At 59.4% G+C, this 19,135-nt stretch carries 15 protein-coding genes; 11 read left to right on the forward strand and 4 right to left on the reverse strand.

The genetic code is table 11. The features are described from left to right. The first annotated feature begins 125 nt into the window (after positions 1-125). The 4 genes from ICA15_RS21240 to ICA15_RS21255 all read left to right on the forward strand — a co-directional run bounded on the left by ICA15_RS21240 (position 126) and on the right by ICA15_RS21255 (position 3,566). Positions 126-584 (forward strand): flavodoxin, encoded by a 459-nt coding sequence (locus tag ICA15_RS21240; protein WP_047299792.1) that lies wholly within the window; start codon positions 126-128, stop codon positions 582-584. A gap of 163 nt (positions 585-747) precedes the next feature. Next, positions 748-1,530 carry a class II aldolase/adducin family protein gene (locus tag ICA15_RS21245; protein WP_210554530.1) on the forward strand — a complete coding sequence of 261 codons (783 nt, stop codon included), beginning with the start codon at positions 748-750 and terminating at the stop codon, positions 1,528-1,530. Next, entirely contained in the window at positions 1,530-2,432 is a 903-nt protein-coding gene (locus ICA15_RS21250; protein WP_210554531.1) for an alpha/beta fold hydrolase, read from the forward strand. Before ICA15_RS21245 ends, ICA15_RS21250 begins: the two co-directional genes overlap by 1 nt. Before the next feature lie 219 nt (positions 2,433-2,651). Beyond that, entirely contained in the window at positions 2,652-3,566 is a 915-nt protein-coding gene (locus ICA15_RS21255; RefSeq protein WP_210554532.1) for an SDR family oxidoreductase, read from the forward strand. A 49-nt stretch (positions 3,567-3,615) separates the two neighbouring features. On the opposite strand, the gene ICA15_RS21260 is transcribed toward ICA15_RS21255, so the two are convergent. Continuing rightward, entirely contained in the window at positions 3,616-3,873 is a 258-nt protein-coding gene (locus ICA15_RS21260) for an immunity protein (protein WP_210554533.1), read from the reverse strand. A 13-nt stretch (positions 3,874-3,886) separates the two neighbouring features. Beyond that, complete coding sequence (locus tag ICA15_RS21265; protein ID WP_210554534.1) at positions 3,887-5,782, reverse strand: S-type pyocin domain-containing protein; 1,896 nt, start codon at positions 5,780-5,782, stop codon at positions 3,887-3,889. Between the two features lie 721 nt (positions 5,783-6,503). Between ICA15_RS21265 and ICA15_RS21270 the strand changes: the two genes are divergently transcribed. From ICA15_RS21270 to ICA15_RS21280, 3 genes are all read left to right on the forward strand, one after another. Beyond that, positions 6,504-8,297 (forward strand): DUF1302 domain-containing protein, encoded by a 1,794-nt coding sequence (locus ICA15_RS21270; RefSeq protein WP_210554535.1) that lies wholly within the window; start codon positions 6,504-6,506, stop codon positions 8,295-8,297. 23 nt (positions 8,298-8,320) lie between these two features. After that, on the forward strand, positions 8,321-9,688 hold the full coding sequence (locus tag ICA15_RS21275) for a DUF1329 domain-containing protein (RefSeq protein ID WP_150617166.1): 1,368 nt from the start codon (positions 8,321-8,323) through the stop codon (positions 9,686-9,688). A 139-nt stretch (positions 9,689-9,827) separates the two neighbouring features. Next, positions 9,828-12,383, forward strand: coding sequence for a LuxR C-terminal-related transcriptional regulator (locus ICA15_RS21280; protein ID WP_210554536.1), 2,556 nt, complete (start codon positions 9,828-9,830; stop codon positions 12,381-12,383). 105 nt (positions 12,384-12,488) lie between these two features. On the opposite strand, the gene ICA15_RS21285 is transcribed toward ICA15_RS21280, so the two are convergent. Beyond that, positions 12,489-13,268, reverse strand: coding sequence for an IclR family transcriptional regulator (locus tag ICA15_RS21285; protein ID WP_150617168.1), 780 nt, complete (start codon positions 13,266-13,268; stop codon positions 12,489-12,491). A gap of 164 nt (positions 13,269-13,432) precedes the next feature. Between ICA15_RS21285 and hmgA the strand changes: the two genes are divergently transcribed. From hmgA to ICA15_RS21305, 4 genes are all read left to right on the forward strand, one after another. Then, positions 13,433-14,737 carry a homogentisate 1,2-dioxygenase gene (gene hmgA / locus ICA15_RS21290; RefSeq protein WP_210554537.1) on the forward strand — a complete coding sequence of 435 codons (1,305 nt, stop codon included), beginning with the start codon at positions 13,433-13,435 and terminating at the stop codon, positions 14,735-14,737. Between the two features lie 3 nt (positions 14,738-14,740). Further along, positions 14,741-16,045 (forward strand): fumarylacetoacetase, encoded by a 1,305-nt coding sequence (fahA, locus tag ICA15_RS21295; RefSeq protein ID WP_210554538.1) that lies wholly within the window; start codon positions 14,741-14,743, stop codon positions 16,043-16,045. A 12-nt stretch (positions 16,046-16,057) separates the two neighbouring features. After that, a complete protein-coding gene (gene maiA, locus ICA15_RS21300) occupies positions 16,058-16,693 on the forward strand; it encodes a maleylacetoacetate isomerase (protein ID WP_210554539.1) in 636 nt (211 codons plus the stop codon). 157 nt (positions 16,694-16,850) lie between these two features. Beyond that, on the forward strand, positions 16,851-18,206 hold the full coding sequence (locus ICA15_RS21305) for an MFS transporter (RefSeq protein WP_150617172.1): 1,356 nt from the start codon (positions 16,851-16,853) through the stop codon (positions 18,204-18,206). 101 nt (positions 18,207-18,307) lie between these two features. On the opposite strand, the gene ICA15_RS21310 is transcribed toward ICA15_RS21305, so the two are convergent. Next, positions 18,308-19,111 carry a SirB1 family protein gene (locus ICA15_RS21310; RefSeq protein ID WP_150605496.1) on the reverse strand — a complete coding sequence of 268 codons (804 nt, stop codon included), beginning with the start codon at positions 19,109-19,111 and terminating at the stop codon, positions 18,308-18,310. Positions 19,112-19,135 lie beyond the last annotated feature (24 nt).

Raw genomic sequence — 19,135 nt, forward strand, 5'->3', positions numbered from 1 at the left:
CACGCATTCTAGAAGAACGGCGGTGCCTGTCCATAGGACATCAGCGCTCATTGAGAGCCAATCGCAACTTCACGGCTGAGGCTGTTACTATCGGCGCTCTTTTTTTCAGTTTCAGGATCAGATTGATGAAAGTCGCCATCCTCTCCGGTTCGGTCTACGGCACCGCCGAAGAAGTCGCCCGCCACGCCCAGAACCTGCTGAAAGCCGCTGGCTTTGAAACCTTCTACAGCTCACGCGCCAGCCTGGCCGAGGTTCAGGCTTTCGCGCCAGAAGCGTTTCTTGCCGTGACCTCGACCACCGGCATGGGCGAGTTGCCGGACAACCTGCAACCGTTGTATTCGATGATCCGCGATCAATTGCCTGCCGCCTGGCGTGGTTTGCCGGGTGCGGTGATTGCTTTGGGCGACGCCAGTTACGGCGACACCTTCTGCGGTGGCGGTGAGCAAATGCGCGAACTGTTTTTCAGCGAACTCGGCCTGCGTGAAGTTCAAGAGATGCTGCGCCTCGATGCCAGCGAAAGCGTCACCCCGGAAACCGACGCCGAGCCGTGGCTGGCGGATCTGATTGGCGCGCTCAAGGGCTGATTGCCGCACCTTTGTTGGCGCCGTTGCCTTGACATGGATCCAAGGAGTTTGCATGGCTGACCCGTTCAGTCATCAAGCTGGCTGGCAATGCAACTACGCGATCGACTGCGCCTGACTAGACTGCTGACACCAGCAGAACAATAAGAACGCAGAGGTGCATACAGTGAGCGTAGCCCCCGTCCAGTCGTCCCTTAATGTCAAAGAGCGGGTCAGCGCCGCCGAGTGGCAGACACGCGTCGATCTCGCCGCTTGCTATCGTCTGGTCGCGTCGCATGGCTGGGACGATCTGATCTTCACGCACATATCCGCCAAGGTGCCGGGCACTGAAGATTTCCTGATCAATCCGTTTGGCCTGATGTTCCACGAAATCACCGCCTCAAGCCTGGTGAAAGTCGATCAAGCCGGCAACAAGCTCATGGACAGCCCCTACGAAATCAACCCGGCCGGCTACACCATTCACAGCGCCGTGCACGAAGTGCGTCACGATGTGGTTTGCGTGCTGCATACGCACACCGCTTCGGGCGTGGCGGTGTCGGCGCAAAAGCAAGGCGTGTTGCCGATCAGCCAGCAGTCGCTGTTCGTGCTGTCGAGCCTGGCGTATCACGGCTATGAAGGGGTGGCGCTGAATCACGAAGAGAAGGCGCGCTTGCAGGCCGACCTCGGTGAGAACAACTTCCTCATGCTGCACAACCACGGTCTGCTGACCTGTGGCGGCACCATCGCTGATACCTTCCTGATGATGTTCACCTTCCAGCGCGCCTGCGACATCCAGGTGATGGCCCAGACCGGCGGCGCTGAACTGATCGCCATCGAACCGCAGATTCTGGCAGGCGCCAAGGCAATGATCGCCGGCGTGACCAAAAGTGCTCAAGGCATGGGTGGCGCGCTGGCCTGGCCGGCGCTGCTGCGCAAACTCGACAAACACGACCCTGGATATAAACTCTAATGCCTCTTGCCGAGATTCCTCTGTGTGTCTGGCGTAAACGCAGCCAGACGTTTGTCTTTCGGGGCCAGTCGATCCGCTACTGGACGACGGGGCAGGGTGAGCCGCTGCTGCTGATCCATGGTTTCCCTACCGCCAGTTGGGATTGGCATTATCTGTGGCAACCACTGGCCCAGCGTTATCGGGTGATCGCTTGCGACATGCTGGGTTTCGGTGATTCGGCCAAACCGGTCAATCACCGCTACAGCCTGCTGGAGCAGGCCGATCTGCAACAGGCGCTGCTCGCGCATTTGCAGGTCGAACAGCCGCTACACATCTTCGCTCACGATTACGGCGACAGCGTCGCGCAGGAGCTGCTTGCCCGGCACTACGAAGACAAGATCGAAGTCGCCAGTTGCGTGTTCCTCAACGGCGGTCTGTTCCCGGAAACCCATCGTCCGGTATTGATGCAAAAGCTATTGCTCAGCCCGCTGGGCTGGATGATCGGCCGCGCCTTTACTCGCGACGCACTGGTGAAAAGCTTCCGCCAGATCTTCGGTCCGCAGACCGGGCCGACCGAGAGCGAGCTGGACGATTTCTGGAGCCTGGTCGACAGCAATCACGGCCCGCGCATCATGCACAAGTTGATTAACTACATCCCCGAACGCCGGGTGCAGCGTGATCGTTGGGTGGCGGCGATGCAGCGCGGCGAAGTGCCGTTGCGGGTCATTGATGGTGAAGTTGATCCGATCTCGGGTGCGCACATGGTTGAGCGCTATCGGCAGTTGATACCGGATGCCGACACCGTGCTGTTGCCGGGCATCGGCCACTATCCGCAGATCGAAGCGCCGGTGCAGGTGCTCAAGCATTACCTGGCGTTTCGCGAACGTTTTGCGCTGCCACCGCGCAAGGTCGCGTGTTCCTGACAGATCAAAAGATCGCAGCCCGCGGCAGCTCCTACACCCATCCCATGTAGGAGCTGCCGAAGGCTGCGATCTTTTGATCTTTTGATCTTTTGGTTTTGCGCTGCACATCATCCCCCAGCCTTATCGCGCACCATTCAGCCCCAGCCGTGTTCGTTGTGACCGAAAGCCCCGTGCCTGACACTCGGGGTCACTGTCCCTTGGCCTGCTGGAGTTGCCGCGATGAATGAGTCTGTGCGTTTCGAAGATAAAGTCGTGATTGTCACCGGAGCCGGTGGCGGCCTCGGACGGGCGCACGCTTTGCTGTTCGCCAAACAGGGCGCCAAAGTGCTGGTCAATGATCTCGGCGGCTCGACTCAAGGCGAGGGCGCCAATGCATCTGCGGCTGATCGAGTGGTCGCGGAAATTCGTGAAGCCGGCGGTATCGCCGAAGCCAACCACGACTCGGTTACCGACGGCGACAAACTGGTGCAGAACGCGCTGGATGTTTTCGGTCGCGTCGACGTCGTGGTCAACAACGCCGGGATCCTGCGCGACAAGACCTTCCACAAAATGGACGACGCCGATTGGGATCTGGTCTACCGCGTCCATGTCGAAGGCGCCTACAAAGTCACCCGCGCCGCATGGCCACACCTGCGCGAGCAAAACTACGGCCGGGTGATCTTCACTGCTTCAACTTCAGGCATCTACGGCAACTTCGGCCAGTCCAACTACGGCATGGCCAAACTCGGCCTCTACGGCCTGACCCGCACCTTGGCCATCGAGGGCCGCAAGAACAACATCCTGGTCAACGCCATTGCACCGACTGGTGGCACGCGCATGACCGAAGGTTTGATCCCGCCGCAAGTGTTCGAACAACTGAAGCCGGAACTGGTCAGCCCGTTGGTGGTGTACCTGGCCAGTGAGCAGTGCCAGGAGACTTCCGGGTTGTTCGAAGTCGGCGGTGGCTGGATGGGCAAGGTGCGTTGGGAGCGCAGCCTGGGCGCCGGGTTCGATCCGCGAGCGGGCTTCTCGCCCGAGGATGTAGCGGCGCACTGGCAGCAGATTTGTGATTTCGAAGGGGCGGCGCATCCGAAGGACAATATTGAAGCGCTGAAGGAAATGATGGCGAATTTGCAGAAGTATTCACTTGAGTAGTTCGGCCACCCGACTGATGTAAATCGCAGTCGGGTAGTTTTTCTGTGTTTTATTCGTAGCGTTTGTCTGTCATGAATGCCGGCGGTTTCCAATTAGGACCTTTGATCGTTTTTCCATTTTCATCATAGGCCAATACCCCGTCTCTAAAGAGCGAGTTGTACGTGTCTACAAAGACAGCGTGGGGAACTTTGTCCTTTTGATATGTTGCATACATTTGATCGATGCGCATGGGGTGAAAAGCTAGTGCAAAGAGAGAAATAACATCTGCCACCGATTCGTTTTTTATAATTTTCTCGACAGTGCTCATTGGCCGAAACTCCTCAGGTCGTTTTGATATTACCTTTGACATAACCACCCGCGTACGGACTGCTAAACACCACATAAAGCGGCGCAATCCCAGAGTCCTCCGGAAACACAATGATGAATCGTTCCCAGCCCTCGACCAGAATAGGATGCAGATCCAGACGCCCTTCAACCGGGACAATCGGTGCGCCGGAATACGCGGTCGACTCGGTTTCGACCATTGGCGATTCGGTCGAGCTGTTACCCGGGGAGATGGCGGGTGTCCAGGTCAGGAAGTCGGTTGGCGAATCCGGGAGCGCGGCCTCGTAAACATCATTCAGCAAGTCGTAAGCCGCATTCAGAACCAGCACGCTCGAGCGAATATGAAAGTCATCGGTCGAGGCGACGAATACTTCCGCGCCAGCGCCGAATGGCCGGACGCCCAAGCCTACCGGCATCTCCAGCGTGCCTTGTCGGTCGGCTATATCGCGCAGTGTCTGGGCAGACTCCGACGACAACTCGGAAAATGGAACGCTCATGGCAAACCGCTCGCCGTTTCCCAGGCGTGACGGCATCAATAAAGCCGCGAAACCTATCAACACCGGGCTGCCGAACAGCGCGGCGCCAGATGCTTTCACGGTCAGTAAACCTGAGCGCAGTGCATTGAGAATTGCGGAAGACGTCGCCGGGGGAAGACGTATGGCTGTCGAAGCAAAGGAGAAATGCGGGCTGGTTGAAGCCACTACTCCTGACGCAGCATAAACACGTTGAGTCTCTGGCGAATGGTGCCCCGGATTTTGAGCGTCAGCCTCAGTCGTAAAGTCCGGTTCAATGTCTTGCAGCCCTGGTTCATTTCCCAATTGCTGCTGGTTCTCCAATGTCGCCAGATGAGCTTGGCGTTTGGCTAAGGCGGTCGCGGTATCAAGGACTTTGTGGCGAAGTTCCATGCTCTTTTTATCTGCTTGAACCTGCTTTTGTATCGCCTCAATGCGCAGTTCCATTTCCGCTTGAAGGCGAGCCTGCTCAGCGGCGAACACCCGTGCGGCTGTTTCAGCATTGGCTTGTGCTTCAGCCAATGCGATCCTCAATTGCGCAATCCGCTCTCTTTCCCGACCTTCAGCATCGGCATTGATCCGCGCCACTTCAGCGGCTAGGCGAGCCTGTTCAGCATCCCGGCGTTGTTTCTCTGCGAGTGCGGCCAGCCTTGCCTGTTCCCGAGCGCGGGCTTGCTCTTGCTCTCGGCGTGCTGCTTCGGCAAGTTCTCTCTGCCGTTGTTGTTCGGCTGCGATCCGCGCATGTTCTGCAGCCAATCGCTGGGCTTCTTGCGCAGCGGCAGCCGCTTGCGCCTGATCATTGGCCAGCACGGCGGACAGCCAGTTCTGCACATTGATTTGCTGTTGATTGAGAAGCTGGACAGTCTGATTTAGCAGCCTCGCTTCATGGGCCGCCCGATAGGACTGACTCCATAGCTCTCGCACGGGCGGGCCTGTGCGGTTCGTTCGCCGGATAGCCGAGGCCTGATTCAGAAAATCATTGAAGTTTTTACCCAGCGGATCACTTCCAAAAAAACGATTGGCAATAGTGATCTGCTCGTGAAGTTGAGCGGACTTGCGTTGAATGAGGGTATTTCTTACATCCAGTTCGCGGACTATTGCTGCCGCGGGTGGTAGTGGACTGGTTGACCGTTCCAGCCGTGTTGCAGCGAGTTCATTCTCAATGGATTGAGGCAATGAGATGGACTTCGCGCTGAACTCCTGTTCCAGGGTGACTTGAGTTTCGTACATTAGTTCGCGGGTTTTATGGTTGGCGCCTGCCGGCCCAAACATGCCGCTATAGGAATAGCCCTGATTGCTTTCCTTGAAGGGGTCGTAATGATCAGGGGCGGGTGCATTAATATGTGTTGCATCAAGTATCAAGGGTGGAGGTCTTTGCATATTCATGTCCTTTTGAATTGCGTGGCGGCTCGCTGGAAAGTAGGCGCGGGCGATAGTGACTTCCGTGTCACCGGCGAATATTTGAGATGTTTCAAGTTACATCAGAATTGCTGTTGCAAAATCCGAGAAGCTTGTAAGTAACAAGGCGTTGTTTTGAGAGGTTTTTCGCAGACTAATAGCGAAGTGAGGAGGATTCTTCTGCGCTGCAGGAAAGGTCCGACGTTTTTCTCGGAATGTTTTTACAGTTCGTAGGGATGCCTTTTTCAACAGCCATAAAAAAGGCCGCTGCAAACGCAGCGGCCAAGGTAAGACGTTGGATCAAGGAGCTACAAATCAACGTCAGTGAACACCGGGGCGATAAACCGAATCTTCGATTCATCTGAAATCTGTCAACAGTGGCCTGAATTGCTCAGTAGCCAAGGCTGGGTGCTTTTCGGCGTGTCCCGTGAAAGCCCGCTCAGAATACGGTTTCAAATCTGTAGGAAAAATACCGATTCCAGACATGCACTGTTACGGGGCATGCAACAGTCTGCAGCGGCTGATGTGCACCATGCGCGGCACTGATGATTCTCTATCCAGCCTATCCATGATCGATGCAAAGCCGCGTACTGCATGGGCATTCATCCTTTCGAGCGACAACGCGAATACCTCCTTGGTGCGCTTATCGACCCGGTCACGCGGCAGTAGGGTGGGGCCTTCTGTCACTCACCGGGGAAGACGCATGACAACAAAAACAATGCGCGCCATCTTCACACCGCAGGCGCTGGCAGCCGCGGTGGCTCTGGGTTGCTGTGCCCAGGCGCATGCGGTTGCTTTCAATATCGGAGAAATCGAGGGCACGTTCGATTCGTCGCTCTCGGTCGGTGCGAGTTGGGGCATGCGCGATGCCGACAAGTCGCTGGTCGGTACGGTCAACGGTGGGACCGGGCAATCCTCGACCGGTGATGACGGGCGTTTGAACTTCAAGAAGGGCGAGACTTTCTCGAAAATCGTTAAAGGCATTCACGACCTCGAACTCAAGTACGGCGATACCGGTGTGTTCGTGCGTGGCAAATATTGGTACGACTTTGAACTCAAGGACGAGGACCGCGAGTTCAAGCAGATCAGTGACAGTGGCCGCAAGGAAGGCGCCAAATCATCCGGCGCGCAAATTCTCGATGCATTCGTCTATCACAACTATTCCATCGGCGACCTGCCGGGCACCGTGCGCGCCGGCAAACAAGTGGTCAGTTGGGGCGAAAGTACTTTCATCGGCAACTCGATCAACAGCATCAACCCGATCGACGTGTCGGCATTCCGTCGTCCCGGTGCAGAGATCAAGGAAGGCCTGATTCCGGTGAACATGTTGTTCGGCTCCCAGGGCCTGACCGACCAGTTGACCATCGAAGGCTTCTATCAACTGGAGTGGGACCAGACCGTTGTCGACAACTGCGGTACGTTCTTCGGCGTCGACGTGGTGGCGGACGGCTGCTCCAGCGGCTACACCGTCGGCAACCCGGCCATTGCGCCGCTGGTGCCGTTGACCACCGCGTTTGGTCAGGGCATTCAGGTCACCCGCGAGGGCGTAGTCATCCCGCGCGGCGGCGACCGCGATGCGCGGGATTCCGGGCAGTGGGGCACGGCATTGCGCTGGCTCGGCGACGATACCGAGTACGGCCTCTATTTCATGAACTACCACAGCCGCACGCCAACAGTCGGCACCACCACCGCAGGGCTTTCGACTCTGGCGGCATTGCCGGGCATGGTCGGTATTGCCAACGGTCTGGCTCCCGGCAGCGGTGCCGGGCTGGCGCAAAGTGTGATGCTCGGGCGCGGTGGCTACTACCTCGAATACCCGGAAGACATTCGCCTGTACGGTGCGAGTTTCTCTACCACGCTGCCCACCGGCACCGCATGGACCGGCGAGATCAGCTACCGACCGAACGCTCCGGTGCAAGTCAGCACCAATGACCTGACGCTGGCATTGCTCAACCCGATCGCCGGCGGCGCAGCTTCGCCGATCGCCACCTCGCCGGGTTCGGACAATACGGGATACCGGCGCAAGGAAGTGACGCAGATCCAGAGCACCCTGACGCACTTCTTCGACCAAGTGCTGGGCGCCCAACGCCTGACCCTGGTCGGTGAAGCGGCGGTGGTACGGGTCGGCGGTCTGGAGTCGCGCAGCAAGCTGCGTTATGGCCGCGATTCGGTATACGGCCAATACGGTTTTGGTGGCGACACGGACGGCTTTGTCACCTCGACTTCGTGGGGCTATCGCGGCCGCGCCATCCTCGATTACGCCAACGTGATCGGCGGGATCAACCTCAAACCCAACCTGTCGTGGTCGCACGACGTCGCCGGTTATGGCCCCAACGGCCTGTTCAACGAAGGCGCCAAAGCGATCAGCGTCGGCGTCGATGCCGACTATCGCAACACCTACACCGCGAGCCTCAGCTACACCGACTTTTTCGGTGGCGACTACAACGTCCTCGAAGACCGTGACTTCGTCGCTCTGAGCTTCGGCGTGAACTTCTGATCTGCCCGAGAAGGATGAAAGCAATGCGCAAAATGATTCTGCAATGCGGTGTGCTGGCCCTGAGTCTGCTGGCGGCCAACGTGATGGCGGCGGTGTCGCCGGATGAGGCGAACAAACTCGGCACCAGCCTGACCCCGCTGGGTGCCGAGAAGGCCGGCAACGCCGACGGCTCGATCCCGGCATGGACGGGCGGCATCGCGAAAAACGCTGGTGCGGTGGACAGTAAAGGCTTTCTCGCCGACCCGTTCGCCAATGAAAAACCGCTGTTCACCATCACCGCTGCCAACGTCGATCAGTACAAAAGCAAACTGTCTGAAGGTCAGGTAGCGATGTTCAAACGCTATCCGGAGACCTACAAGATCCCGGTCTATCCGACCCACCGCACCGTTGCCGCACCGCCGGAAATCTACGAATCGGCCAAGCGTAGCGCCCTTAACGTTACCACCATCAACGACGGTAACGGCCTGGCCAACTTCACCGGCAATCGCTACTACGCCTTCCCGATTCCGAAGAATGGCGTGGAAGTCTTGTGGAACCACATCACCCGTTATCACGGCGGCAACGTCAAGCGGATCATCACCCAGGTGACACCGCAAACCAACGGCAGCTACACGCCAATCCGCTTCGAAGAAGAGATCGCCGTGCCGCAACTGATGAAAGATATCGATCCGGAAAAAGCCGCCAACGTGCTGACCTTCTTCAAACAGTCGGTGACGGCTCCGGCGCGGCTGGCCGGCAACGTGCTGCTGGTGCACGAAACCCTTGATCAGGTGAAGGAACCGCGCCTGGCGTGGATTTACAACGCCGGTCAGCGTCGCGTCCGGCGCGCGCCGCAAGTGGCATACGACGGCCCGGGCACCGCCGCCGATGGCCTGCGCACTTCGGACAACTTCGACATGTTCTCCGGTGCACCGGACCGTTACGACTGGAAACTGGTCGGCAAAAAGGAAATGTACATTCCGTACAACAGCTACAAACTCGACTCGCCGAAGCTCAAGTACGACGACATCGTCAAGGCCGGGCACATCAATCAGGACCTGACGCGTTATGAGCTGCACCGCGTGTGGGAGGTGATCGGCACGGTCAAGGCGAACGAGCGGCATATCTACGCCAAGCGCCACATGTACATCGACGAGGACAGCTGGCAAGTGGCGCTCGCCGATCACTACGACGGTCGCGGGCAACTTTGGCGCGTCGCCGAAGGTCACGCCGAGTACTACTACGATCATCAGGCTCCGGCCTACACCCTCGAAGCGCTCTACGACATTATTGCCGGTCGCTACATCGCGCTGGGGATGAAGAACGAAGAGAAGCACGGCTACGAATTCGGCTTTGAAGCCAAGGCTGCCGACTACACGCCAGCGGCCCTGCGTACAGAGGGCGTGCGGTAACGGTTCTGATACATCGGCGGAACAAAAGGCGACCGTGCGGTCGCCTTTTTTATGGCCGCTAATCAGCGCGCTGAATACTTGTCAACAAGCCGCCGGGAGAGGGCTAGGGTGAGCTCACAACTATAAAAAGGCTCATCCGATGACCGCCATGACTGCTTGTCTGGATCGCCCCGGTTTTCTCCCCAGACTGTCCTCCCATCACCAGCCACGCACGCGATTGAGCGAGCCATTGCTGGCATCGGTGGCACGGGTCAGGCTCATTTGTGCACCCGCCGGCAGCGGCAAGAGCGCGCTGCTCGCCGAGTGCCTGCTTCAAGCGCCGCAACGCTGCGAAGTGTGCTGGCTACCACTGGCTGGCGCCGCTTTGAGTGTCGACGAATTTTGTCTGCGATTGGCACAGGCATTGGGACTGGCTGAAACAACGGAGTCCGGTCTGGTCGCTGCGCTGAGTCGTTGGTCGTTGCCTACCTGGCTGTTTATCGATGACTACTGTCGGCTGCCGGAACCTGCGCTGGATGCGTTGCTTGACCGTTTGCTGACGGTCAGTAGCCCGGCGCTTACCTGGTGGATCGGCACCCGCCGACGGCCACAATGCAACTGGCCGCGGCTGCTGCTCGACGACGAACTGTACGAGTGTGAAAACGCGACGCTGGCGCTGTCTGCGGACGAAATCGCCCAGGCGCTGCGACATCTGTCGCCCGAGCAGGCAAGCAGTGTGGCTGCACGTATCGTCCAGCGTACCGGTGGTTGGTGCGCCGGGGTGCGCATGGCGCTGCTGCAAAAGTGTGACTGGTCGCAAAGCAATCAGCCGCAGCAACGGGTGGATACGCTGCTGGATTATCTGCAACACGAGCTCTTCAATAACCTCACGCCGGAGCTGGCCGAGAACTGGCGTGTGCTCGCGCATCTACCGCGCTTCAATGCCGAGCTGTGTGAGCATCTGTTTGGTGCCGGAGAGGGCGCACAGTGCCTGCGCACCCTGCAAACACTGGGCTGCTTTATCGAGCCGTGGCACGACTCGGCCGACTGGCTGCAGGTTTTTCCACCGTTGTCGCGGGTGATGCGCGACGAACAATGGCCCGCAGGTCGTTCCTGGCATCGGCGGGCGTGTCAGTGGTTTTCCTGGCGGCAGGATTGGCGTTCGGCCTTCGAACAGGCGTTGCTCGCCGAAGAACATGAAATCGCCGTCAGCCTGTTGCAGCACTTCAGCTTCGAGCATTTGTTTGAAGAGCAAACCGTGGTCCTGTTACTGCAATTGCATGAGTATCAGGCTGAAGATTTGACCCTGAGCACGCCGCAACTGGTCGGTCTGATCACAGCTGCATTGCTCTTCGCCGGGCGTTTCGAGCAGGCGGCGCAATGCATCGAGCATTTAGGGCGGTTCATGCCGCAGCCTTCGCCAGCTCATGAGCGGCAATTGATTGCGCGTTGGCAAACGTTGAAGGGGTGGTTACTGCATCTGGAAGGGCGGATGGAGGGCGCTCACGAATACTTTTCGCAAGCGTTGGAGGTACTCGATTTCGATAACTGGATCGCTCGGGTGATGTGCTTGTCAGGGTTGACCCAGCAGGCGTTGTTGCGTGGCGAACTGGACGTAGCCCATGCCCGTAATCGTCAGGCACTGTGTCTGGCACGGGCGCAAGGCTCGCTGGTTTTCGAAGCACTGCTGGAGCTTGATCACGGGCAATTGCTCGAACAGCGCGGCGCGGCACCTCGGGCTGAAAGTCTTTTGGCGGGCGTGCATGATTTACTCGTCCGGCAACCGAACCGCCTGACCCCACTGTTGGGACGGATTGCGCTGCGTCGTGGGCGTCTTGCGCTGAGTCAGGGCCAGGATGTCTTGGCGGCGGATTTTTTCCAGTCCGGTCTGGACGGTTGCGGGCGCAACCATGACAAGCGTGCCCTCTACGGCTATCTGGGGCTGGCGCAACTGGCTGCCAATCAGGCGGATTATGAGAAAGCGTTCGTGTGGCTGCGCGATGCGGAACGGCTGATGCAACAGCGGCAGATTCCAGACACGGTTTATCGTGGCGTGGTGTTGCAAGTCAGCAGTCTGTTCTGGCTGCAGCAGGGCCGTCATGAGCTGGCGTGCGAGGCGATGGCACGTCTGTTACGGCACTATCAAGGAGCGGACGCTTTGCAGGCGCCGCCGGCAACACTCGAGTTGATTCCCCGCGTCGAGTACTTGTTGATCCTTGCTGAGGCAGGGTCAGGCTCGGCTCGCAACCCGATGGGTCGGCTACAGCGTCTGCTCGAAACGGCGCAGCGCTGCAGGATGCTCATTCTGGAAACCGACTTGCATCTGGCGATGGCAGAAGTTGCTTTTTCGCAGGGTGATCAGACTTCGGCGCGCGCCAGCCTGCAGCGGGGTCTGGAGCTGAGTCGTCAATATGGGCTGCATCAGGCGTTGCGTGAACTGCAACTGCGCCACCCGGGGCTGTTGCAAATACTGGCAAACACGGTTTCGGAGCCGGCCACTGTTGAAGTGGCGAGCGGTAGTGGTTTGCTCAGTCAACGTGAGTTGGAAGTTTTACGCCTGATTGCCAAGGGCCATTCCAATCAACAGATTGCAGATGAGCTGTTTATTTCTCTGCACACGGTAAAGACTCACGCCAGGCGGATACACGGAAAACTGGGCGTCGAGCGAAGAACGCAGGCTGTAGCCAGTGCCAAGTTGCTGGGGTTTGAGCTGTAGCAATAGTTTTCAAAGAGATTGTGCAAGAGGAAGCGGCGGGCGACAGCAAAACTGTGTTGCTGCAACCCTTCACAACGTCGCTGACCGGCGGATCGACGCAGGCGGCTAAGCGTCAAACCCCATCCGCCAACTCACGGCCCGCGTCGCAGCCAACAACCGCTGCGCCGCCGGGCCGTTTTCGTCGGCGTGGAACAGCGAGGTCGGGCCAACGATGGTCAGCACCGCTGCAACTTGTCCGACGGCGTTGAACACCGGTGCCGACAAGGCATCCACACCCGGCATCAGCAAGCCGTGGACATGATGCAGGCCGCGCTCGCGGATCTGTTCGCACAACGTCGCATAGGCGGTTTCGTCCTTCAACGGATGCTCGGCGACGGCGATTTCCCGCTCGCGCAATTCGTCGGTTTCCCGATGCGGCAGGTAGGCGCTGAACACCAGTCCTGTCGAGGAACTGAGCAGCGGCAGCACCGAACCCAATTGCGTCACCACCGTCACTGCACGCACCGCCGGTTCGATGTGCACCACGGTTGCTCCCTGATTGCCCCACACCGCGAGGAAACAGGTTTCGTTGAGTTCGTCGCGCAGTTCCGACAGGGGCAGGGCGGCGACTTTCAGCACGTCCATACTGTTGAGTGCCGCCAGGCCCACGCGCAGTGCTTCGCGGCCGAGACCGTAGTGGTTGGTCGCTGGATTTTGCTCGGCGAATCCGCTGGCAATCAACGCCTGCAAGTAGCGGTGAACCTTGCTCGCCGGCATCTGCACGTGTTCGGCCAGGCGCGACAGCGAAGTGGAGGGCGACAACTCGGCCAAAGCCTTGAGAATGTCGGTGCCGACTTCGGCGGAGCGGACTTTCTGTTTGCCGTTACTGTCGCTGGTTTTTTCCATGGTGCGGCCGGGTTCCAATACGAATGGGCGTCTTTATAGCTTGACGCTGGATAGCGAGCAAATTACGTTATGCGTAATCGAATTACGATAATAACAACCCCGGCGTGCCGAAACCTCTGAGCCAGAGCGATGGGCCACTGCCGACTCCCTGTTCAGGAGGCTCCATGAACCTCGATTCAACCGCGTCGACGCTGGCTTATCAGTCCGGTTTCGGCAACGAATTCAGCTCTGAAGCGTTGCCCGGCGCGCTGCCCGTTGGCCAGAACTCCCCGCAAAAAGCCCCCTACGGCCTGTACACCGAATTGTTCTCCGGCACCGCGTTCACCATGACCCGCAGTGAAGCGCGGCGTACCTGGATGTACCGGATTCAGCCCTCAGCCAATCACCCTGCATTCGTCAAGCTGGAGCGGCAACTGGCCGGTGGGCCTTTGGGTGAAGTGACCCCCAATCGCCTGCGCTGGAACGCGCTGGACATGCCGGCCGAACCGACCGATTTCATCGATGGACTGGTGAGCATGGCGGCCAATTCCGGCGCCGAAAAACCGGCCGGCATCAGCATCTACAACTACGCGGCCAACCGCTCGATGGAGCGGGTGTTTTTCAATGCTGACGGCGAACTGCTGCTGGTGCCACAACTGGGACGTCTGCGGATTGCCACTGAGTTGGGCGTGCTGGAAGTCGCCCCTCTGGAAATCGCCGTGCTGCCACGTGGCCTGAAATTCCGTATCGAACTGCTCGACCCGCAAGCGCGCGGCTATGTTGCCGAAAACCACGGCGCGCCGTTGCGCCTGCCGGACCTTGGGCCGATCGGCAGCAACGGTCTGGCCAATCCACGCGACTTCCTCACCCCGGTCGCCGCTTACGAAAACCTGCAACAACCCACCACGCTGGTGCAGAAATTCCTCGGCCAGTTGTGGGCCACCGAGCTCAATCATTCGCCGCTGAACGTGGTCGCCTGGCACGGTAATAACGTGCCGTACAAATATGATCTGCGCCGCTTCAACACCATTGGCACGGTCAGTTTTGATCACCCCGACCCGTCGATCTTCACCGTGTTGACCTCGCCGACCAGCGTGCACGGTCTGGCCAACCTCGACTTCGTGATTTTCCCGCCACGCTGGATGGTGGCCGAGAACACCTTCCGTCCGCCGTGGTTCCACCGCAATCTGATGAACGAATTCATGGGCCTGATCCAGGGCGAATACGATGCCAAGGCCGAAGGCTTCGTGCCCGGCGGTGCCTCACTGCACAGCTGCATGAGTGCTCACGGCCCGGACGGCGAGACCTGCACCAAAGCGATCAATGCCGAACTTGCACCCGCAAAAATCGACAACACCATGGCCTTCATGTTCGAGACCAGCCAAGTGCTGCGCCCAAGCCGCTTCGCCCTCGACTGCCCACAACTGCAACCCAATTACGACGCTTGCTGGGCCACATTGCCCGCCACGTTCGACCCGACCCGGAGATAACCCATGACTCAGAATTCCATCACCCGCAGCTGGGTTGCGTCGGCCAACGGCCACGCCGATTTCCCGCTGCAGAATCTGCCGCTGGGTGTGTTCAGCATCAACGGTTCAGAACCGCGCAGCGGTGTGGCCATTGGTGACCACATCTTCGATCTGCAAGTTGCCCTTGAAGCAGGTCTGTTCGACGGCGCCGCTCGCAGTGCTGTGGAAGCCACCCGTGGCGGCCAGTTGAATGCCTTCTTCGACCTCGGTCGCGAGGCGCGGGTTGCCCTGCGCGAACGTCTGCTGGAACTGTTCAGCGAAACCAGCACCCAGCGCGGCGACATCGAAGCTCAAGGCGCGAAACTGCTGCCATTGGCCGCCGATTGCCAGATGCATCTGCCGGCGCGCATCAGCGATTACACCGACTTCTACGTCGGCATCGAGCACGCGCAGAACGTCGGCAAACTGTTCCGCCCGGATAACCCGCTGCTGCCGAACTACAAGCACGTGCCGATCGGCTATCACGGTCGTGCGTCCACCGTGCGTGCGTCCGGCACCGATGTCCGTCGTCCTAAAGGCCAGACCCTGCCGGCCGGCGCTACCGAGCCGACTTTCGGCCCATGCGCGCGTCTGGACTATGAGCTGGAACTGGGTATCTGGATTGGTCAGGGCAACGAGATGGGCGACTCGATCGCCATCGGTGATGCCGCCGAACACATCGCCGGTTTCTGCCTGCTCAACGACTGGTCGGCTCGCGACATCCAGGCCTGGGAATACCAGCCGCTAGGGCCGTTTTTGTCCAAGAGTTTCATCACCAGCGTCTCGCCGTGGGTCGTCACTGCCGAAGCGCTGGAGCCGTTCCGCGCCGCACAACCGGCACGTCCGGAGGGCGATCCGCAGCCGCTGCCGTACCTGTTCGACAAGCGCGATCAGGACGGCGGTGCATTCGACATCGAACTGGAAGTGCTGCTGCTCACCGAAACCATGCGCGAGCAGAATCTGCCGGCTCATCGCCTGACCCTGAGCAACACCCGCTACATGTACTGGACCGTCGCGCAAATGGTCGCGCATCACAGCGTCAACGGCTGCCAGTTGCAGGCCGGTGACCTGTTCGGTTCGGGCACGCTGTCCGGTCCGGAAAACGGTCAGTTCGGCAGCCTGCTGGAAATCACCGAAGGCGGCAAAAAGCCGATCGAACTGGCGTCCGGCGAAGTGCGCAAATTCCTTGAAGATGGCGACGAAATCATCCTGCGCGCACGTTGTGCCCGTGACGGTTTCGCCTCGATCGGCTTTGGCGAATGCCGCGGCAAAGTGCTGGCGGCGCGCTGACAGGAGCGGCTCATGGATCTCTACACCTATTACCGCTCGACCTCGTCGTATCGGGTGCGGATCGCACTGGCGCTAAAAGGTCTCGACTATCAGGCGTTGCCGGTCAACTTGATCGCGGCGCCCGGTGGCGAGCATCGGCAGCCGGCGTATCTGGCGATCAATCCACAGGGCCGCGTGCCGGCCTTGCGCACCGATGACGGCGAACTGCTGATTCAGTCACCGGCGATCATCGAGTACCTGGAGGAACGTTATCCACAGGTGCCGCTGCTCCCCGAAGACCTTGCTGCCCGCGCCCATGTACGCGGCGTGGCGGCGGTGATCGGTTGCGATGTGCATCCGCTGCACAACGTCAGCGTACTCAATCGGCTGCGGCAGTCGGGGCATGACGAACCGCAGGTCACGGCGTGGATCAGCCATTGGATCAGCCAGGGACTGACGACGGTGGAACAGTTGATTGGCGATAGCGGATTCTGTTTCGGTGAGTGGCCGTGCGTGGCGGACGTGTATCTGATTCCGCAGTTGTACGCGGCTGAGCGCTTCAATGTTTCGCTGGAGGCTTATCCGCGGATTCGTCGAGTCGCGGCGCTGGCCGCTGAGCATCCGGCATTCATCCAGGCTCACCCGTCCAACCAGCCAGATACACCGTAAGCCTCAACAAATAACCTGTGGGAGCGGGCTTGCCCGCGATAGCGATTTGGCAGGCACATTTATGTCGGATGCGCTGCCGTCATCGCGGGCAAGCCCGCTCCCACAGGGTTTGTGTTGCACCACCAAAAAACCATAAAAACAAAACAGGTACCTCGCGATGCACAACCAGATTGCCAGCTTCCGGGCGGCACTCAACGCCCGTCCTGTGTCTCGATATCAGTGGTTGCTCTTGATCCTGCTCGCCTTGTTGCTGGTCACCGATGGCTATGACGCCCAGGTGCTCGGCTACGTGGTGCCTGCACTGGCGCAGGATTGGGGTCTGGAAAAAGCCGCGTTCGGGCCTGTGTTCAGTGCCAACCTGCTAGGCCTCACCATTGGCTCCCTCGCCGTCACGCCGCTGGCCGACCGTTTTGGCGTGCGGCGAATTCTGCTTGCTTGCGTGCTGATCTACGCCAGTCTGACGCTGCTGATGGTGTTCGCCGACTCCCTGAATTCGCTGATGGTCGCGCGCTTCATTTGCGGCATCGGTATGGGCGGTGCAATGCCTAGCGCGATGGCGCTGATGTCGGATTATTCGCCGCCACGCTTGCGTACCTTGATGGTCACGCTGGCGGCTTGTGGCTTCTCGTTTGGTGGTGCGGCGGGTGGTTTTGTAGCCGCCGGGTTCATCGATCAGTTCGGCTGGCAGGCAGTGTTCCTCGCCGGTGGTGTGACGCCGCTGCTGCTGTTTCCGTTTCTCTGGTGGATGCTGCCCGAATCCTTGCCGCGCCTGCTGCGTGATCAGCCACCTTATGCGCGACTGCGCAGAGTTACCGGGCGAATGTTGCCGGGCTGGCAACCTCCGCTGGCCTCGGTCGAACAGAATGAACGCGAGCAGGGCAGTAAACTGACCGTGGTCGAGCTGTTCCGCAATGGTTACGCGCGGCCGACCCTGCTGATCTGGGCGACCTTTTTTGTCAGCCTGATCTTGCTGTATTTCATGATCAGTTGGTTGCCGTCGCTGCTGCTGGAAAGTGGCCTGAAACTCAATGAGGCCAATCTGGTGACGTCGATGTTTCTGTTCGCCGGCACCCTGGGGGCGATTTGCATGGCCTGGTTTGCCGACCGTTTGAAACGCAAGGTGCGACTGTTGTCCGGCGTGCTCGCAGGCGCTGCGCTGTGCACCATTGTGCTGGGGCTTAACCACGACAATCCGCGTTATCTGGTGGCCTGCGTGTTTGCTGCCGGGTTCTGCATCATTGGCGGACAACTGACGCTGAACGCTTTTGCCAGTAATTTCTATCCGGCGCATGTGCGCGCCACCGGCACCGGCTGGGCATTGGGTGTGGGGCGATTTGGATCGATTCTCGGGCCATTGTTCGGCAGCCTGTTGCTGGCGATGCACATTCCGGTTCAGCAGATTTTCTTCTTCTGCGCGATTCCGGCCATCATCGCCGCACTGCTGATTATCCAGGTGCGTTCGCCCTCGGAGACCGTTGGGCAGCCGGTGGTGGAGCAAGCACTGAAAAGCTGAAGATCAAAAGATCGCAGCCTGCGGCAGCTCCTACATTGGGAAGGTGTACACCCTGTAGGAGCTGCCGAAGGCTCGGGCCGCGATCGGACGATCTTTTGCTGTTAGTGGACGACTGAATTCGGTGGCAGATGCCCGAGTCGTTCGGTCAGGCGTAGCCGTTGGATCGGGTCATCGCTGAGCAACAGCGCATGTTCCAGATCAAACCGCTCGGCGTTCGGGCAGTCGAGCCGCTGATACAGGCTGGCCCGGGCCAGATAATCGGCGGCGCCGGCATCGCCCAGTTCAAGCACGCGTTCGGCGTCAATCAGCGCCGCGATGAAGTCATCCTGAGTCAGGTACAACTGGCGCAAATTGCGCGACAAGCGCTGCAGCATCTGCGCCGGCGTGGCAGTCAACAGGTGCTCGGCATTGAGTTTCATGTTGGGCCCGTATTGGCGCTGTAACAGCTCACGACAGTCGTTGGGGTACAAACGGCGACCGCCGCACGGATCGAGCAGATGATCGGCACCGGGCACGCGCAACAGGAAGTGCCCGGGGAAGTTGACCCCGACCAGGGGAATCTCCAGACCGCGCGCCAGTTCCAGCGCAATCAAGGCCAACGCCAGCGGCTGCCCGCGACGGGTCTGCAACACTTTGTGAATTAAAGCGGCCTGCGGACGGAGCGGGGCGAAGTCATCCATGGCAAAGCCCAGATCATTCATGCGCCGCAATAACGGCTGCGCCAACTCGCTGACTGGCAACATCGGCAAACCGTAGCTGACACGCTGTTGCAGATCCTTGAACTCCACCAGCAGCGCCTCGGGATCGACTGCTTTTTCGTGCTCGGCGGCCATCCACAGCGCGGCTTCGAACAGCGCGGGCGGTGAACGGTGCAGGCACTCGAAAAAGCGTTGGCGCGGACTCATCGAAATCTCCGTGGAATGCCTCGT

Origin of the sequence: Pseudomonas sp. P116 (assembly GCF_020149425.1) — a bacterium.
GTDB classification, from domain to species: Bacteria; Pseudomonadota; Gammaproteobacteria; order Pseudomonadales; family Pseudomonadaceae; genus Aquipseudomonas; species Aquipseudomonas anatoliensis.

Coding starts and splice junctions, on each gene's coding strand:
- ICA15_RS21240 (WP_047299792.1), top strand. CDS start 126: ATGAAAGTCGCCATCCTCTCCGGTTCGGTCTACGGCACCGCCGAAGAA.
- ICA15_RS21250 (WP_210554531.1), top strand. CDS start 1,530: ATGCCTCTTGCCGAGATTCCTCTGTGTGTCTGGCGTAAACGCAGCCAG.
- ICA15_RS21255 (WP_210554532.1), top strand. CDS start 2,652: ATGAATGAGTCTGTGCGTTTCGAAGATAAAGTCGTGATTGTCACCGGA.
- ICA15_RS21260 (WP_210554533.1), bottom strand. CDS start 3,873: ATGAGCACTGTCGAGAAAATTATAAAAAACGAATCGGTGGCAGATGTT.
- ICA15_RS21265 (WP_210554534.1), bottom strand. CDS start 5,782: ATGCAAAGACCTCCACCCTTGATACTTGATGCAACACATATTAATGCA.
- ICA15_RS21270 (WP_210554535.1), top strand. CDS start 6,504: ATGACAACAAAAACAATGCGCGCCATCTTCACACCGCAGGCGCTGGCA.
- ICA15_RS21275 (WP_150617166.1), top strand. CDS start 8,321: ATGCGCAAAATGATTCTGCAATGCGGTGTGCTGGCCCTGAGTCTGCTG.
- ICA15_RS21280 (WP_210554536.1), top strand. CDS start 9,828: ATGACCGCCATGACTGCTTGTCTGGATCGCCCCGGTTTTCTCCCCAGA.
- ICA15_RS21285 (WP_150617168.1), bottom strand. CDS start 13,268: ATGGAAAAAACCAGCGACAGTAACGGCAAACAGAAAGTCCGCTCCGCC.
- hmgA (WP_210554537.1), top strand. CDS start 13,433: ATGAACCTCGATTCAACCGCGTCGACGCTGGCTTATCAGTCCGGTTTC.
- fahA (WP_210554538.1), top strand. CDS start 14,741: ATGACTCAGAATTCCATCACCCGCAGCTGGGTTGCGTCGGCCAACGGC.
- maiA (WP_210554539.1), top strand. CDS start 16,058: ATGGATCTCTACACCTATTACCGCTCGACCTCGTCGTATCGGGTGCGG.
- ICA15_RS21305 (WP_150617172.1), top strand. CDS start 16,851: ATGCACAACCAGATTGCCAGCTTCCGGGCGGCACTCAACGCCCGTCCT.
- ICA15_RS21310 (WP_150605496.1), bottom strand. CDS start 19,111: ATGAGTCCGCGCCAACGCTTTTTCGAGTGCCTGCACCGTTCACCGCCC.